The sequence below is a fragment of the Cellulomonas sp. genome, assembly GCF_035634735.1.
Classification (GTDB): Bacteria; Actinomycetota; Actinomycetes; order Actinomycetales; family Cellulomonadaceae; genus Cellulomonas.
The window spans coordinates 1-14058 of sequence record NZ_DASQCJ010000175.1; the positions used below are offsets into that span (position 1 = coordinate 1).

The window sequence follows — 14058 nt, forward strand, 5'->3', positions numbered from 1 at the left end:
ACCGTGCGGCTGAAGGGCCGGTACGGCGCGGACAAGCTCGCGGACAACTCCGAGGCCGTGCTCGCCGCGGCGGTCCTGGCCCTCCGCCGCGCCCGCGCGACGACCCCGGCCCGCGCCTGACCCCGCGACGGCCCGCGAGGCCGCCCCGGTCAGCCCCGCGGGACCTCGTCGCGCCAGGAGTGCTGCGGCTCGAAGCCGAGCAGCGCCCGCGCCCCGTCGATCGCCAGCAGCGTCTCGTGCGTCCCGAGCTCCCTGCGCACGGGCACGCCCGGGAACTCGGCGGCCAGCAGGTCGGCGGACGGGGTGTCCATGAGCGTGTCGGCCGCGGCGATGATGACGTTCTGCGAGCCGGTCGTCTCCACCTCGAGCGCCAGCCGGAAGGCGGTCGCCGCGTCCCGCGCGTCGATGTACCCCCAGAGGTTCCACCGGCGCTTCGCCGGGTCGTCCTGGTACGACGGCACCGCCGCGTACGCCTCGGCGGGGAACACGTTCGACAGCCGGAGCCCGACGAACGGGATGCCGGACCACTCGGAGACCTGCGCGGCGAGGTCCTCGCTCAGCACCTTCGACAGCGCGTAGGTCGTCGTCGGGTGCGGGAAGTGCGCCTCGTCGACCGGGGCGTACCGCGGCGGCACGTCGAACGGCAGGCCGAGCGTCGTCTCGCTCGACGCCCACGCGACCTTGCGCAGCCCGAGCCGCTGGGCGGCCAGGAACACGTTGGCGTTCGCGGCCATGTTGCGGTTGAAGGTGTCGGGCGGGGACTCCATGCCGGGCTGCGGGATGTTGGCCAGGTGCACGACGGCGGAGCAGCCCGCGAGCGCCTCGACGGCCTGCCCGTAGTCGGTGAGCTCGGCGCGGAGCACGTCCACGCCCAGTCCGGCCCGCTCCCCGAACGGCCCCTGGGCGTCGGACGCCTGCACCCGGTACCCGTGCGCGAGCAGGTCCTGCACCACCGCGCGGCCCACCTTGCCCAGCGCGCCGGTCACGGCGACGGTCTCGGTCATGGCCGCATCCTCGCCCGGCGCGGCGGCCGCGTCCACCGCGGGGACCCGTTCGCGGCGCGGCGTCACCGCACGGGCAGCCCGGCGACGGCGGGCGCCGGGTCCGTCGCCAGCCGCGCGTGCGTCTCCACGTCGAACCGCTCGTCGCCGTACCGGAGCTTCGCCCGCTCGACCCCCTCGGCCGGGTAGCCGGCCCGGGTCGCGACGCGGCAGGAGGCGGGGTTGTTCACGCGGTGGCCGAGCTCCAGCCGGAAGGTGCCGAGCTCGCGCACCGCCCACGCCGAGGCGCCGACCAGCGCCGCGGCCGCGAGGCCGCGGCCGCGGGCGCTCGCGGCGAGCCAGTACGACAGCCACGCGGTCGCGTGCACGTCGTCGACGGCGCCGATCCCGACGCTCCCCACCGGGACCCCGTCGACCGCCACCGCGAACGCGTACGAGCGCGGCCCGCGCGGCGCGAGGTGCCGGCGGATGTGCTCGGCCGCGGCGCCGTCGGTCGACAGGTCGGCGCCCCCGGTCTGGCGGACCAGGTCGGGGGCGGCGGCCACGACGGCGCGCAGCGCGCTCGCGTCGGCGGGGGTCCAGGGGCGGAGCTCGGCGGTCACCGGCCGATGGTGGCACCGGGGCGCGTCGCCGTCACGGCGATTCCGGTCCACCGTGGGCGCGGGGCGGCGCGCGGCGCCCCGGCCGCGGTCAGATCGCCGCGAACCGCGGCAGCGGGTTACCGCACAGGGCGAGCGACCGGCGGACGCACGCGGCGGCGCCGAACCGGACCCGGCGCCCGCGGGCCGCGAGGTGCAGACGGCGGAGCATGTGCACGCCCTCGGCCCCGCAGAACGTCACGTCGTGGAAGTCCAGGCGGGTCGGGGCGGTGCTGCGGGTGACGGTGTCCAGGACCCCGTCGAAGGTGGGGCGCAGCGCGGCGTCGAGCTCGCCGCTGCCGCGCACGACGAGCTCGTCGGACACGGTGTCGGAGGTGACGCTCATGGTGCCGTGGGCGGATCGGGCCTCGGCGAGCGTCGCGGTCAGGGTGGGCATGTCGACCTCCCGGCGGACGGTCGTGCATCGCCACAGCGCCCGCCCGGGACGGCGGACTCGTCAGCGAACGACCCGTCCACCGTCTCACGGATCGTGCCCGGTCGGGGCGCGCACCTGCGGGAACGGCTCACCCGGCCGCCGGCGCGGCGGCGCCCGTCACTCCCAGGGGCGAGCCGCGAGCGCCGCGAGGTCGACCACCCGGCCGCCCGCCACGACCGCCGCGCGCGGCACCCGCCGCACCAGGGCGTCCATCGGGTTCTCGGCGTCGAGCAGCACCACGTCCGCGCGGGCGCCGGGCGCCAGGTCGTGCCGCTCGTCCGTGACGAAGGCCGCGCCGTCGCGGGTCGCGATCTCGACCACCCGGAGCAGGTCCTCGTCCCGCACCACGCCGCCGGCCCGCGCGTACTGCCAGGCGATCCCGAGCAGGTCGCCGTCCCCGTACGGGCTCCACAGGTCGCGGATCCCGTCGGTGCCGAACCCGAACCGGACCCCGGCCGCGTCCATCTCGGCGAGCGGCAGCTGCCGCATCCGGACCGGCGCGACCGTCGTCATCGTCACGCCGAGCGCGCCCATCCGGTCGAGCAGGTCGCGGCGCCGCGCCGGGTCGACGTCGACGACCGCGAACCCGTGCGCCACGTTGACCTTGCCCGGCGCGATCCCGTCCCGCTCCACGCGGTCGAGGATCAGGTCGATCTCGAACGCGCCGAGGTCGCCGGGCTCGTGCAGGTGGATGTCGAGCCCGCAGCCGTGCTCCGCGGCGATCCGGAACAGCCCGTCGAGCTGCCCGACCGGGTCGCGGTCGATCAGCGCCGGGTCCAGCCCGCCGACGTGCTCCGCGCCCGCGGCCGCCGCCCGGTCCAGCAGCTCGAGCACGCCGGGCCGCCGCAGCACGCCGTCCTGCGGGAAGGCCACCACGGTCAGCTCGACCGCCCCGTCCAGCGCCGCCGCGGCCTCCCGGACCGCCTCGATGCCGCGCAGGCCGAGGCCCAGGTCGACGTCCACGTGCGTCCGGACCCGCGTGGTGCCGGTGCGCAGGTACTCGCGGAGCACCCGCTCGGCGACGGGCGCGCTCGGGATGCCGAGCTCGTCCCGGCGGGCGCGCTCGTGCGCGATCCGGCCCTGGGTGCCGCCCTCGCCGCCGTACGACTGCCAGGGCAGGCCCCACCAGCTCTTGTCGGCGTGCGCGTGCGTGTTCACCAGGCCGGGCAGCGCGAGCAGCCCCCGCCCCTCGACGACCTCGGCGCCGCCCGCGGCCGGCGCCGGCTCCGCGGTGCCCGACGGGCGGACCCAGGCGATCCGGTCCCCTGCGATGCCCACGTCGGACGGCTCACCGCCCCACGGCCGCACGTCCCGGATGATCAGCGTCGCGTCGTCGTGTGCCACCGCGCCATCGTGCCACCGCCCCGCCGGTCCCCCGGCCACCGGCCCGCCCGCTGCGGTCGCGCGCGCCCGCGGGCCGACTTACCTTGCCCGCATCGAGGCCGGTCGAGCCCAGCACCGGGCCGGCCAGGACCGTCGACCGGCGACCGCCCGGCGACGACGAGACGAGGAGCACCCCCCGATGAGCACCTCCGACGACCCCCGCACCACCCCCGACCGCCCCGCCGACCGCCGGGCCGCCCCGGCGGACCCGGCCACCCCCGCGACCCCCGCCGCCACGGCCGACCGCCCGGTCGCGCGGCCGGCCGACCACCGCGCCGACCACCACGCCGAGGGCGCGCACGTCGCCCCCGCCCCGGACGCCGACGGCACCGCGGACGCCCCCGCCCTCGCCCGCGACCGCCAGGCCGTCGTGGCCCGCGAGAAGGAGGAGTACGGCGGCATCAAGGTCGGCTCGGCGTTCTTCGGCTGGCTCACCGCCACCGGCACGGCCGTCCTGCTCACCGCCGTCGCCGCGGCGGCCGGCGCCGCCGTGGGCGTCGCGAACGACACCTCGGTCGGCGAGGCCGCGGACCAGGCGGCGTCCGACCCGACGTCCATCGGGGTCGTCGGCGCCGTCGTGCTCGCGGTCGTGCTGTTCGTCGCGTACTACTGCGGCGGGTATGTGGCGGGCCGGATGGCGCGGTTCAACGGCGCGAAGCAGGGCCTCGCCGTCTGGCTGTGGGCGGTCGTCATCGCGATCGTCGTCGCCCTCGTGGCGCTCGTCGCCGGCGACCGGTACAACGTGCTGGGCCGGCTCGACAGCTTCCCGCGCATCCCCGTCGCCGAGGGCGACCTCACCACCGGCGGCATCATCGCGCTGCTGGTCGTGGCGGTCGTCAGCCTGGTGGGCGCGGTGCTCGGCGGCATCGCCGGCATGCGGTTCCACCGCCGGGTCGACCGGGCCGGGCTCGGCGGCTGACGCCCGCGGACGTCGTCGTGCGGGTCCCGGCCCGCGGCCCCGCGCGGCCCCTAGGCTGCCCGGGTGCCCCACGACGACGTCCGCACCCCGCCCCTCGACGCCCTCCGCGCGCTGGTCGCGCCCGTCGGCGCGCTCGCAGCCGCCGAGCGCCTCGCCGGCGGCACCTTCGCGACGACCTACCGCGTCACCCTCGAGGACGGCCGCCGCGTCGTGGTGAAGACCGCCGCCGCGGACCCGGGGGCCCTGCTGTCGCACGAGCACGACCTGATCCGCACCGAGGCCGAGGTCTACGCGCTGGCCGCCGGCCACCCCGCCCTGCGGATGCCCGCGCTGCTGCACACCGACTTCACCCGCACCGTGCTGCCGGGCGACGTCGTGGTGGCGGCGCACCTCGACGGGGTCCCGTGGACCGAGGCCGGGTTCGGGGCAGCCGACGAGGACCCGCGCGCCGCCCGCGCCCAGGCGGACCTCGGCGCCGTCGTGGCCGGGCTCGGCGCGCTCACCGGCGAGCGGTTCGGCTACCCGCAGAGCCCGGCGCTGCAGGCGGCGACCTGGCGCGCGGCGTTCACCGCGATGGTCACGGCGCTGCTGGCCGACGCCGAGCGCGCGGGGGTCCCCGACGTGCCGGCGGCGCGGGTGCGGGCCGCGCTCGACGCCCACGGCGCCGCCCTCGACGAGGTGACGGTGCCGCGGCTGGTGCACACCGACCTGTGGCCGGGCAACCTGTTCGTGGACCCGGCGACGGGGGCGCTGCTCGGGGTCATCGACCCGGAGCGCGCGCTGTGGGGCGACCCGCTGCTCGACCTGGTCGGGGCCGACCCGGTGGGCGACGGCGTCCCGGCCGCCGTCGCGGGCGACCTGGACGTGACCTCCCCCGGCGCCGCCGCGCGGCTGCTGCTCGCGCGGATGTGGCTCGGCCTGGTCATGACGATCGAGATCCCGGTGCGCGGGTACGTCGGCGACTGGGTCCCGGACCACGAGGCCGCGTGCCGCCGGTCGCTGGCCCGGGCGCTGGACGGGCTCGGGGTGTGACGGGGCGGGGCGGTCGCGGCCCCCTGCGACCGCCCCGGGCGTCAGCCCTTGACCGCCCCCGCCATGACGCCGGAAACCAGCTGCTTCCCGGCGACGACGAACACGACCAGCAGCGGCGCCGCGACCAGGAACACCCCGGACATGACCAGGCCGGTGTCGCTGGTGAACGCGCCCTTCAGCTGCGGCACCACGAGCGGCATCGTCAGCTGCGACCGCATCACGACCGACGGCCAGAAGAAGCTGTTCCAGGACCCCACGAACGTGAACAGCGCCAGCGTGGCGGCGGCCGGCCGCGCCGCGGGCATCGCGATGGACCAGAACGTCCGGAACATCGACGCGCCGTCGACCCGCGCCGCCTCGACCAGCTCGAACGGCAACGCCTCCTGCAGGTACTGGGTCATCCAGAACACGCCGAACGCCGTGACCAGGGTGGGCACGGTCAGCGCCAGCAGCGAGTCGATCCAGCCGAAGTCGTTCATCATGATGAACATCGGGATGGTGCCGACCTGGGCCGGGATCGCCATGGTGGCGATCACGGTCACGTACAGGACCTGCCGGCCCCGGAACGTCAGCTTGGCGAAGCTGAACCCGGCGAGCGTCGAGAAGAACACCGTCGACGCGGTCACCGCGACCGCGACGAGCACGGAGTTCGCGAACGCCGTCCAGAAGTTGAACTGCGAGGCGGTGACGACCTCCCGGAAGTTCTCCAGCAGGACGAGCGTCGGGAACCACGTCGGCAGGTCGCCGACGGCGCGGGCGATCTCAGTGCTGGTCGACGAGCCGTACATCGCCGCGGCGTAGAGCGGGAAGACCGACACCGCGACCACGACGACCAGCAGGGCGTACGACACCCAGCCCGGTCGGCGCCCGGTGGCGTCGTGCTGCCGGACCGGCCGGCCGCGCGCCGCGCGCTTCTGCGCGTACCGCACCGCCCCCTTGCCCGCGGTGTTCCCGATGTACCCGGTGCTCATCGGCTCGCTCCTTCCTGGACGTCGGCGTCGTGGACCGGGGCGTCGGGCGGTGGCCCGTCCCGCCCGGGCGCGGCGGCCGCGGCCGCCTCGGGCCGGGTCGAGGCGGCCGCGACCGCCCGGGCCCGCGCCACGGCCGCGCGGTGCTGGGCCCGGGTGACCCGGGCCCCGCGCGACCGCGACGACGAGATGGACCGGGTGAGCAGGAAGTTCACCAGGGAGAACACGGCGATGATCACCGCGAAGATCCAGCCGACCGCCGCGGCCTGCCCGAGGCGGTCCTGCCAGTCGCCGAAGCCGAGCTCGTACAGGTAGAGCACGACGGTGGTCCACTGGTTGTCGGCACCGCCCTTGCCCCCGCCGGTGCCGCCGCCGTCGTAGAGCCGGACCTCGTCGAAGATCTGCAGCCCGCCGATGGTCATCGTCAGGGTCACGAAGATCATCGTCGGCCGGATGCTCGGCAGGGTGACGGAGAAGAACTGCCGGAGCCGCCCCGCCCCGTCGACGGTGGACGCCTCGTACAGCTCCCGGGGCACCGCCTGCATCGCGGCGAGGAAGATCAGCGCGTTGTAGCCGGTCCACCGGAACACCACCATCGAGCCGATGGCCATGTGCGACAGCAGCCGGTCGGAGAAGAACGGCGAGTCCGACCCCGTGAGCAGCCCGAGCTCCTGGAGGTTCGGCACCAGGAGCCCGAACTGACCGAACACCTGGCCGAAGATCATCGCGGTGGCCACCGGCATCACGACGAACGGGACGAGCACGCTCATCCGCCAGAAGGTCCGGACCCGCAGGTTCTGGTCGAGCACCGCCGCGATGAGCAGCGCGAGGACCAGCTGCGGGACCGCGCCCCACAGGAAGATCGAGAACGTGTTCTCCAGCGACCGCCAGAACAGCGGCTGCCGGAGCACCCAGGTGAAGTTGTCGAGCCCGACGAAGTCGCCCATGCCGGCCCGGCGGTGCCAGTCGTGCACCGCGACGACCACGTTGAACAGGAGCGGGAAGGCCCCGAACACCGCGAAGAGCAGGAAGAAGGGCGAGACGTAGAGGTAGGGCGAGACCTTGATGTCCCACCGTGAGAACCGCTGACCCCACCCGACGCGGCGCGCGTCGGGTGGGACGGCCGACCTGGTCGACACGGTCGGCCGCTCAGTCCGCGGTCTCGAAGCCGAGCGCGTCGAACTCCGCGACGACCGACTCCCAGGCCTGCTCCGCGGTCGCGCTGTCCGACTCGACGAGCCGGATGCCGTCCGTGACCAGGGTCTGGATGCCCGCGAAGTTCTCGCCGCGGTACCCGCCGGCCGCCGCGTCGCCCGCGGCCGCGGCCAGGTCGCCGTAGATCTGCCCGACGCGCTGGTCGCCGAAGAACGGGTTCTCGGTCTCGGCGATCTCGGGTGCGGACATCGCCTCGAGCTGCGACGGGAACTGGCCGGTCTCGTCGAACCAGTCGATCGCCGCGTCCGGGGTGGTCAGGTAGTCGGCGAGCTCGATCGCCCAGGCGGTGTTCGGGCCGGTCGACGGGACCGCGAAGAACGAGCCGCCCCAGTTGCCGCCGCCCTCGGGGAACGTGCTGGCGATGCGCCAGCCGTCGACGCCGTCGGCGTTCTCGGCGATGATCCCGGTCATCCACGCCGGGGTGACGACGCTCGCCCACTGCCGGTTCTGGAACCCGGCGCCCCAGTCGGCGTGCCCGATGGCGATGCCGGCCGAGACGTCGTCCTCGGCGGCGTCCGCGAACATCGCGAACAGGTCCTTCACCTCGGTGTTCTCCGCCAGGTCGTACGGCAGGCCCGACTCCGGGTCCTCGAACGCCGCCGGCAGCAGGTTGATCGCCGCCTGGAACGCGTTGGTCAGCGAGTCGACGAAGTAGTTGTCGCTGGTCGCCACGTACTCGCGGCCCGCGTCCAGGAACGTCTGCCAGGTCGCGTCGTCCCCGCCGATGAGCTCCCCGAACGACTCCGGGTCGGTGGCGAGGCCGGTCCCCGCCAGCATGTCCTGGTTGAACGCGATCGCCAGCGGGCCGATGTCGGTCCCGTAGCCGGTGATCGTGCCGTCGACCGAGCCCTGCGCGACCTTCCAGTCGACCCAGCGGTCCGGCACCTCGGGCAGCTCGGCCCAGTCCTCGGGCACGGCCATCATCTCGGTCCACCAGTCGAGCTCGACCAGGTGCACGTCGGACAGGCCGGCGCCGTCCGAGGACAGCCCGTTGCGCAGCACGGTCTGCGCCGACGCCCCGTCGGGGAACCGGTTGACGACGACCTCGATGCCGGTCTCCTCCTCGAAGGAGTCGAGCAGCGCCTGCGGGAAGTCCATCCAGGCGGCGACGGTGAGCTTGTCGGGCTTGTTGTCCTCGCCGGCCTCCTCGGACGCCCCGCCACCTCCACCGCCGCACGCGGCGAGGGCGAGGGCGGACACGGCGGCGAAGGCGACAGCGCCGGCGGACTTCGCGGTGATCCTCATGGTGAGGTCCTCTCGGTTTCTCCCGCGTCAGCGGGTGGTGGGGGCGGGGCTGATCGAGGCGACGGCCCAGGCCGGCAGCTCGAGGTCGATCGTCAGGACGCCGTCGTCGGCGACGGTGAGGGTGCGGCGGTCGAGGCCGTCGGCGACGGCGGCGAGCTCGGCGACGTCGCGGCGGCTGAGGTTGAGCGGCTCGCCGCGGCGGTGCCACTCCTCGGCGACGTTGCCGTGCTCCCAGTCGAGGAGCTCGACGCGGTACCCGGCGCCGGGCAGCAGGCCGGAGACGGTGTGCGCGACCCGGCGCGCGGGCCCCTCCCCGAGGTGGCGGCGGGCGGCGGCGTAGCTGGTCGCGCTGCCGACGGACCGGTCGCCCATCGAGTCGGGGTAGTTGAAGAACACCCCGGCGACGCCGCCGTCCGACGTCGCGGTGAGGACGCCGTGCTCCGTCTGCGCCAGCAGGCGGTCGCCGAGCCGGTGGAGCATCGCCATCGCGTGGAAGGTCGGCTTGTGCAGGCCCTGCTCGTTGACGAACCCGAAGCCGCCGTGGAACGGCCCGATGCCGCCGCCGCCCTCCTCGAACACGTCGGTGAACGTCCAGTACGCGATGGAGTCCGCGAGGTCCTGGCACTGCAGGAACGCCCGGGTGATGTACGTCGCGGCGAACAGCGTGTCGTGCATGTGGTCCCGGCTGGACGGCGACGTCGACCACTCGGTGACGTGCACCTCGGCGTACGGGAACGGGCTGGCGGCGATCAGCGCGCGCAGCTGCCGCAGGTCGTCCCGGGTAGCGTCGCGGTTCCGGCTGATCGGCCGGCCGACGCCCTGGGTGTCGAACGCGAAATCCGTCGGGTACAGGTGGGTGGACAGGAAGTCGAGCGGCAGGTCGCGCTCGGCGCAGAACGCGATCAGCTCGTGGATCCACACCGGCTTCCACGGCAGCGCGTCGGGGTCGGCGGCCTCGGCGGTCGCGGCCTCGACGGACTTGTCGTGGTACTCGCCGTCGTAGCGGGCGTCGGCGACGAACACCGACGACGACGGCCCGCCGACGCGCAGCCCCGGGTCGATCGCCTTCAGCGCACGGGCGGTGGCCTCGTACAGCGCGAAGTACTCCGACCGGGTGCCGGTCCAGAAGTGCGGGACCAGGTTCGGCTCGTTCCAGACCTCGAACGGCCAGCGCCGGACCTCGTCCAGGCCGTAGCGGTCGATCCAGTGCCGGACGGTCGTCGTGACCAGCTCGACCCAGGCGCCCATGTCCGTGGGCGGGCTGCCGTGGGCCTTCCACCAGAACAGCGTCTCCGTGTCCCGCGCCAGCTCGCGCGGCATGAACCCGAGCTCGACGAACGGCCGGGCGCCCGCGTCGAGGATCGCGTCGAACACCTTGTCGACGTACGCGTAGGTGTAGACCGGCGCGGCCAGCGGCGTCGGCGGGCCGAACCCGCCGCCGTTCGAGGCGCGGTACACGAACATGTCGTCGTGGAAGACCCCGTGGAACCGGACGTGGCGCGCGCCCAGGACGCGGACGGCCTCGCGGAACTGGTCCTGCCAGTCGACGCGGAGCGCCTCGTTGGCGCGGCCCGCGCCCAGGCACTCGCTCCACACGTGGCGCAGCGGCAGGTCGGACGGGCGGCGGCCGTCGATCAGCAGGGTCGACGGCGGTGCCTCGACTGGCGCGCGGACCTCCTTCGGTCGGTGCGGGCGGCTCCGGTGCTGCTCGCGGGTGTCCGAAACGGTTTCGCAACTCGTATCGGGACCCCGACCGTAGGATACGAGCGGCACCGGCGGCAACACCCCGGGCGAAACGGGTCCCCGCCGTGCCAGGACCGTTATAGAGTGCCGAAACAGTTTCGGGTCGAGGGAGAGCCATGACGAGTGCGGCCGGGCGGCGCGCCACCCTGTCCGACGTCGCGACGGCGGCGGGCGTGTCCAAGGCGACGGTGTCGAAGGCCCTCAACGGCCGCGACGACGTGTCGGCCGAGACCCGCGAGCGCGTCCTCGACGCCGTCGCCGCGATCGGCTACCGCCCCGCGCCGGGCCCGGCGCACCCGCACGACCGCCGCGCGCTCGCCGTCGTCTTCGACCTGCCCGCCTCCCCCTACATCCTCGGCGTCTTCCAGGGCTCGCTCGCCGCCGCGACCGACGAGCGCGTCGACCTGCTGACCCGGCTCGCGCCGGACCGCGACACCCGCACCCAGCCGGCCGTCGCCCGCGACTGGGTGGCCGACCTGCTCGCGGTCGGCGTCGGCGGCGTCGTCGGGCTCACGCTCTCCCGGCCGGGCGCCCTGATCCGCGCCGCGGCCGACGCGTCCCTGCCGTTCGTCATGGTCGACCCCGTCGGCACCCGCGACCGCCGCCTGGTCAGCGTCGGGTCGAGCAACTGGGACGGGGCCCGCGCCGCGACCGAGCACCTCATCGGCCTCGGGCACCGCCGCATCGGCTGGATCGGCGGCCCCGAGGACTCCGACGCGGCCCGCGAGCGCCTGTACGGCTACCGGGCCGCGCTCGACGCCGCCGGGCTCGCGCCCGACCCGGCGCTGGTCCGCTCGGACCAGTTCACGGTGGACAACGGCACCCGGTACGCCCGCGAGCTGCTCACCTCCGCGGACCCGCCGACGGCGATCATGGCCGCGGACGACGAGATCGCGGTCGGCGTGCTGGGCGCCGCGCACGCGCTCGGCGTGCCCGTCCCCGAGCGGCTCAGCGTCTCCGGCTTCGACGACACCCCGCAGGCGGCCTGGACCACGCCGCCGCTGACCACCGTGCACCAGCACCTCGGCGACATGGGCCGGATGGCCGTGCGGACGGTGCTCGCCATGGCGGAGGGGCGGCACCCCGCGTCGCCGCGGGTCGAGCTGGCCACGTCGCTCACGGTCCGCGCCAGCACGGGCCCGGCGCCCGCCTGACCCGGGCGCGGGGCCTCAGCCCGCCGCGGGCGGCGGCGCGGTGGACTCCCGCACCACCAGCGTCGTCGACAGCTGGACGTGGTGGGAGTCGACCCGCTCGCCCCGGGCCAGCTGCAGCAGGGTGCGCAGCGCGACCCGCCCCATCTCCACCACCGGCTGCCGCACGGTCGTGAGCGGCGGCGCCGAGGAGGCCGCCGCGGCGCTGTCGTCGAACCCGACGACCGAGAGGTCCTGCGGCACCCGGAGGCCGTGCCGCTGCGCGGACGCCAGGACGCCGAGCGCGATCGAGTCCGACGCCGCGAACACCGCGGTCGGCGGCTCGGGCAGCTCGAGGAGCTGGTCGCCGATCGCGAGGCCGGCCTCGAAGGTGTGCGCCCGGGACCGCACCAGGGCGTCGTCCACCTGGCCGTCGCCGGCCCGCACCATGCTCAGGTACCCCTGCAGCCGCTCGGCGGAGGGCAGGAACGTGGGCGCCCCGCCCGCGAAGGCGATCCGGCGGTGGCCGAGCTCCAGCAGGTGCCGGGTGGCCTGGACGCCGCCGGAGAAGTTGGTCGACCCCACCGAGACCGTCGAGTCGTCCATCGGGTTCACCGGGTCGATGTGCACCGTGGGGACGCCGAGCGCCCGCAGCAGGTCCCGCTGCGCCGCCGTGGGCTGCGTCGTCACGAGCACGACCCCCGCGCGCTCACCGGTCGCCTGGCGCCGGATCCAGGCCGGCTGCAGCGGCGCCGCGTCGCCCTCGGCGGGGCCGGCGTCGAGCACGTCGACGACGACCTCGATCCCGTGCTCGCGGGCCGAGGCGACCACGCCCTCGAGCACCCGCAGGGCGTACTGGTCCGCCAGCGTGCGGAACACGACCGCCACGCCGAGCGGGGCGGTGCCCGCGCGGGGGCCGGTCGTCGGCGCGTAGCCGAGGCGCTCGATCGCCTCCTCCACCCGGCGCCGGGTGACCGGCGCGATCCCGGGCCGCCCGTTCAGCACCTTCGACGCGGTCGAGGTGGCGACGCCCGCGGCGGCGGCGACCTGCTCGAGGGTGGGCCGGCGCGGTCCCGTGGTCGACATGGGCCCCACCGTATCGAAAGTCTTTCCGGCACGGAAGGCGCGATCCGCCCTTCCCATCACGCGGTGCCGCGCTCTAGGGTCGGCAGACCGACGCGCCGGAGCGGAAAGTCTTTCGCGGTGGCGCGCCCCCGCCCCGACGACCGAAGGACCACCCCGTTGACCACGCTCCACGTCGCCGTGACCGGCTCCGACCGGGCGGACGGGAGCCCCGGCGCCCCGTTCCGCACCATCCAGCGCGCCGCCCGGGCGGCGCTGCCCGGCGACACCGTGCGGGTGCACGCGGGCACCTACCGCGAGTGGGTCCGCCCGGTGCGCGGCGGCGTCGCCGACGACCGCCGGATCACGTTCGAGGCCGCGCCCGGGGAGCACGTGGTGATCACCGGGGCCGAGCCCGTCACCGGCTGGGTGCGCGAGCGCGGCGACGTGTGGCGGGCGGAGATCCCGCACACCCTGTTCGGCGAGCTCAACCCGTTCGACGAGCCGGTCGCCGGCGACTGGCTGCACACCAGCCCCGGCGCGCCCCTGGCGCACCGCGGCGACGTCTACCTGGCGGGCCGGTCCCTGCACGAGGTGCACGACCGCGCGGCCGTCGACCGCCCCGAGCGCCGCACGCACGTGCGCTACCAGTGGACGGCGCTCGACACCCCGCTGGTCGACCCCGACGGCACCCTCCTGGTCTGGTACGCCGAGGTCGGCGAGGACGTCACGACCGTCTGGGCGAACTTCGGCGGGGCGGACCCGACCGCCGAGGTGGTCGAGGTCAACGTCCGCCCGTCGGTGTTCACCCCCGAGCGCGCCCACGTCGACTACGTCACCGTCCGCGGCTTCGAGCTCGCGCAGGCCGCCACGCCCTGGGCGCCGCCGACCGCCGACCAGCTCGGGCTCGTCGGGCCGCGCTGGGCGAGGGGCTGGGTCATCGAGGACAACCTGATCCGGGACTCGAAGTGCGCCGGCGTCTCCCTCGGCAAGGACGCCGCGAGCGGCGACAACGAGTCGTTCGTCCTCGGCGACAAGCCGGGCTACCAGTACCAGCTCGAGGCCGTGTTCACCGCGCTGCACCAGGGCTGGGAGCGCGAGCACGTCGGCTCGCACGTCGTGCGCCGCAACGAGATCCGCGACTGCGGCCAGAACGGCGTCGTCGGCCACCTGGGCTGCGCGTTCTCCACGATCGCGGACAACCACATCCACCACATCGGGACCAAGCACGAGTTCTCCGGGTACGAGGTCGCGGGCATCAAGCTGCACGCCCCCCTGGACGTCAC

Annotated in this window: 13 protein-coding genes; 4 read left to right on the forward strand and 9 right to left on the reverse strand. The window is 75.3% G+C overall.

Features of this window, described 5'->3' with window-relative positions:
- Positions 1-149: 149 nt before the first annotated feature.
- The 4 genes from VER05_RS14540 to VER05_RS14555 form a co-directional block, all read right to left on the reverse strand.
- A complete protein-coding gene (locus tag VER05_RS14540) occupies positions 150-1004 on the reverse strand; it encodes an NAD(P)-dependent oxidoreductase (protein ID WP_324846052.1) in 855 nt (284 codons plus the stop codon).
- Positions 1005-1066: 62 nt separating this feature from the next.
- A complete protein-coding gene (locus VER05_RS14545; RefSeq protein WP_324846053.1) occupies positions 1067-1603 on the reverse strand; it encodes a GNAT family protein in 537 nt (178 codons plus the stop codon).
- Positions 1604-1691: 88 nt separating this feature from the next.
- On the reverse strand, positions 1692-2036 hold the full coding sequence (locus tag VER05_RS14550) for a hypothetical protein (protein ID WP_324846054.1): 345 nt from the start codon (positions 2034-2036) through the stop codon (positions 1692-1694).
- 156 nt (positions 2037-2192) lie between these two features.
- Positions 2193-3419 (reverse strand): amidohydrolase family protein, encoded by a 1227-nt coding sequence (locus tag VER05_RS14555; protein ID WP_324846055.1) that lies wholly within the window; start codon positions 3417-3419, stop codon positions 2193-2195.
- Positions 3420-3597: 178 nt separating this feature from the next.
- On the opposite strand from VER05_RS14555, the gene VER05_RS14560 reads away from it, so the two are divergent.
- Both VER05_RS14560 and VER05_RS14565 read left to right on the forward strand, forming a co-directional pair.
- On the forward strand, positions 3598-4377 hold the full coding sequence (locus VER05_RS14560) for a hypothetical protein (protein WP_324846056.1): 780 nt from the start codon (positions 3598-3600) through the stop codon (positions 4375-4377).
- 63 nt (positions 4378-4440) lie between these two features.
- Positions 4441-5409 carry an aminoglycoside phosphotransferase family protein gene (locus VER05_RS14565; protein WP_324846057.1) on the forward strand — a complete coding sequence of 323 codons (969 nt, stop codon included), beginning with the start codon at positions 4441-4443 and terminating at the stop codon, positions 5407-5409.
- Positions 5410-5450: 41 nt separating this feature from the next.
- On the opposite strand, the gene VER05_RS14570 is transcribed toward VER05_RS14565, so the two are convergent.
- Genes VER05_RS14570 through VER05_RS14585 form a run of 4 tightly spaced genes read right to left on the reverse strand, consistent with a single transcriptional unit; the run spans position 5451 to position 10478 of the window.
- Positions 5451-6380, reverse strand: coding sequence for a carbohydrate ABC transporter permease (locus VER05_RS14570; RefSeq protein WP_324846058.1), 930 nt, complete (start codon positions 6378-6380; stop codon positions 5451-5453).
- The gene (locus tag VER05_RS14575; RefSeq protein ID WP_324846060.1) at positions 6377-7516 is read right to left on the reverse strand and encodes a sugar ABC transporter permease; all 1140 of its coding nucleotides are present in this window, start codon (positions 7514-7516) and stop codon (positions 6377-6379) included. The genes VER05_RS14570 and VER05_RS14575 overlap by 4 nt, the downstream gene beginning before the upstream one ends.
- Positions 7517-7526: 10 nt before the next feature.
- On the reverse strand, positions 7527-8837 hold the full coding sequence (locus VER05_RS14580; protein WP_324846061.1) for an extracellular solute-binding protein: 1311 nt from the start codon (positions 8835-8837) through the stop codon (positions 7527-7529).
- Positions 8838-8864: 27 nt separating this feature from the next.
- Positions 8865-10478 carry a GH39 family glycosyl hydrolase gene (locus VER05_RS14585; RefSeq protein ID WP_324846065.1) on the reverse strand — a complete coding sequence of 538 codons (1614 nt, stop codon included), beginning with the start codon at positions 10476-10478 and terminating at the stop codon, positions 8865-8867.
- A 218-nt stretch (positions 10479-10696) separates the two neighbouring features.
- Between VER05_RS14585 and VER05_RS14590 the strand changes: the two genes are divergently transcribed.
- Positions 10697-11734 carry a LacI family DNA-binding transcriptional regulator gene (locus VER05_RS14590; RefSeq protein ID WP_324846062.1) on the forward strand — a complete coding sequence of 346 codons (1038 nt, stop codon included), beginning with the start codon at positions 10697-10699 and terminating at the stop codon, positions 11732-11734.
- A gap of 15 nt (positions 11735-11749) precedes the next feature.
- Here VER05_RS14590 and VER05_RS14595 read toward each other — a convergent pair whose 3' ends face one another.
- On the reverse strand, positions 11750-12796 hold the full coding sequence (locus VER05_RS14595) for a LacI family DNA-binding transcriptional regulator (RefSeq protein WP_324846063.1): 1047 nt from the start codon (positions 12794-12796) through the stop codon (positions 11750-11752).
- Positions 12797-12952: 156 nt separating this feature from the next.
- Here VER05_RS14595 and VER05_RS14600 point away from each other — a divergent pair.
- A partial coding sequence (locus VER05_RS14600; protein ID WP_324846064.1) for a DUF1565 domain-containing protein occupies positions 12953-14058 on the forward strand: 1106 nt, incomplete at its 3' end.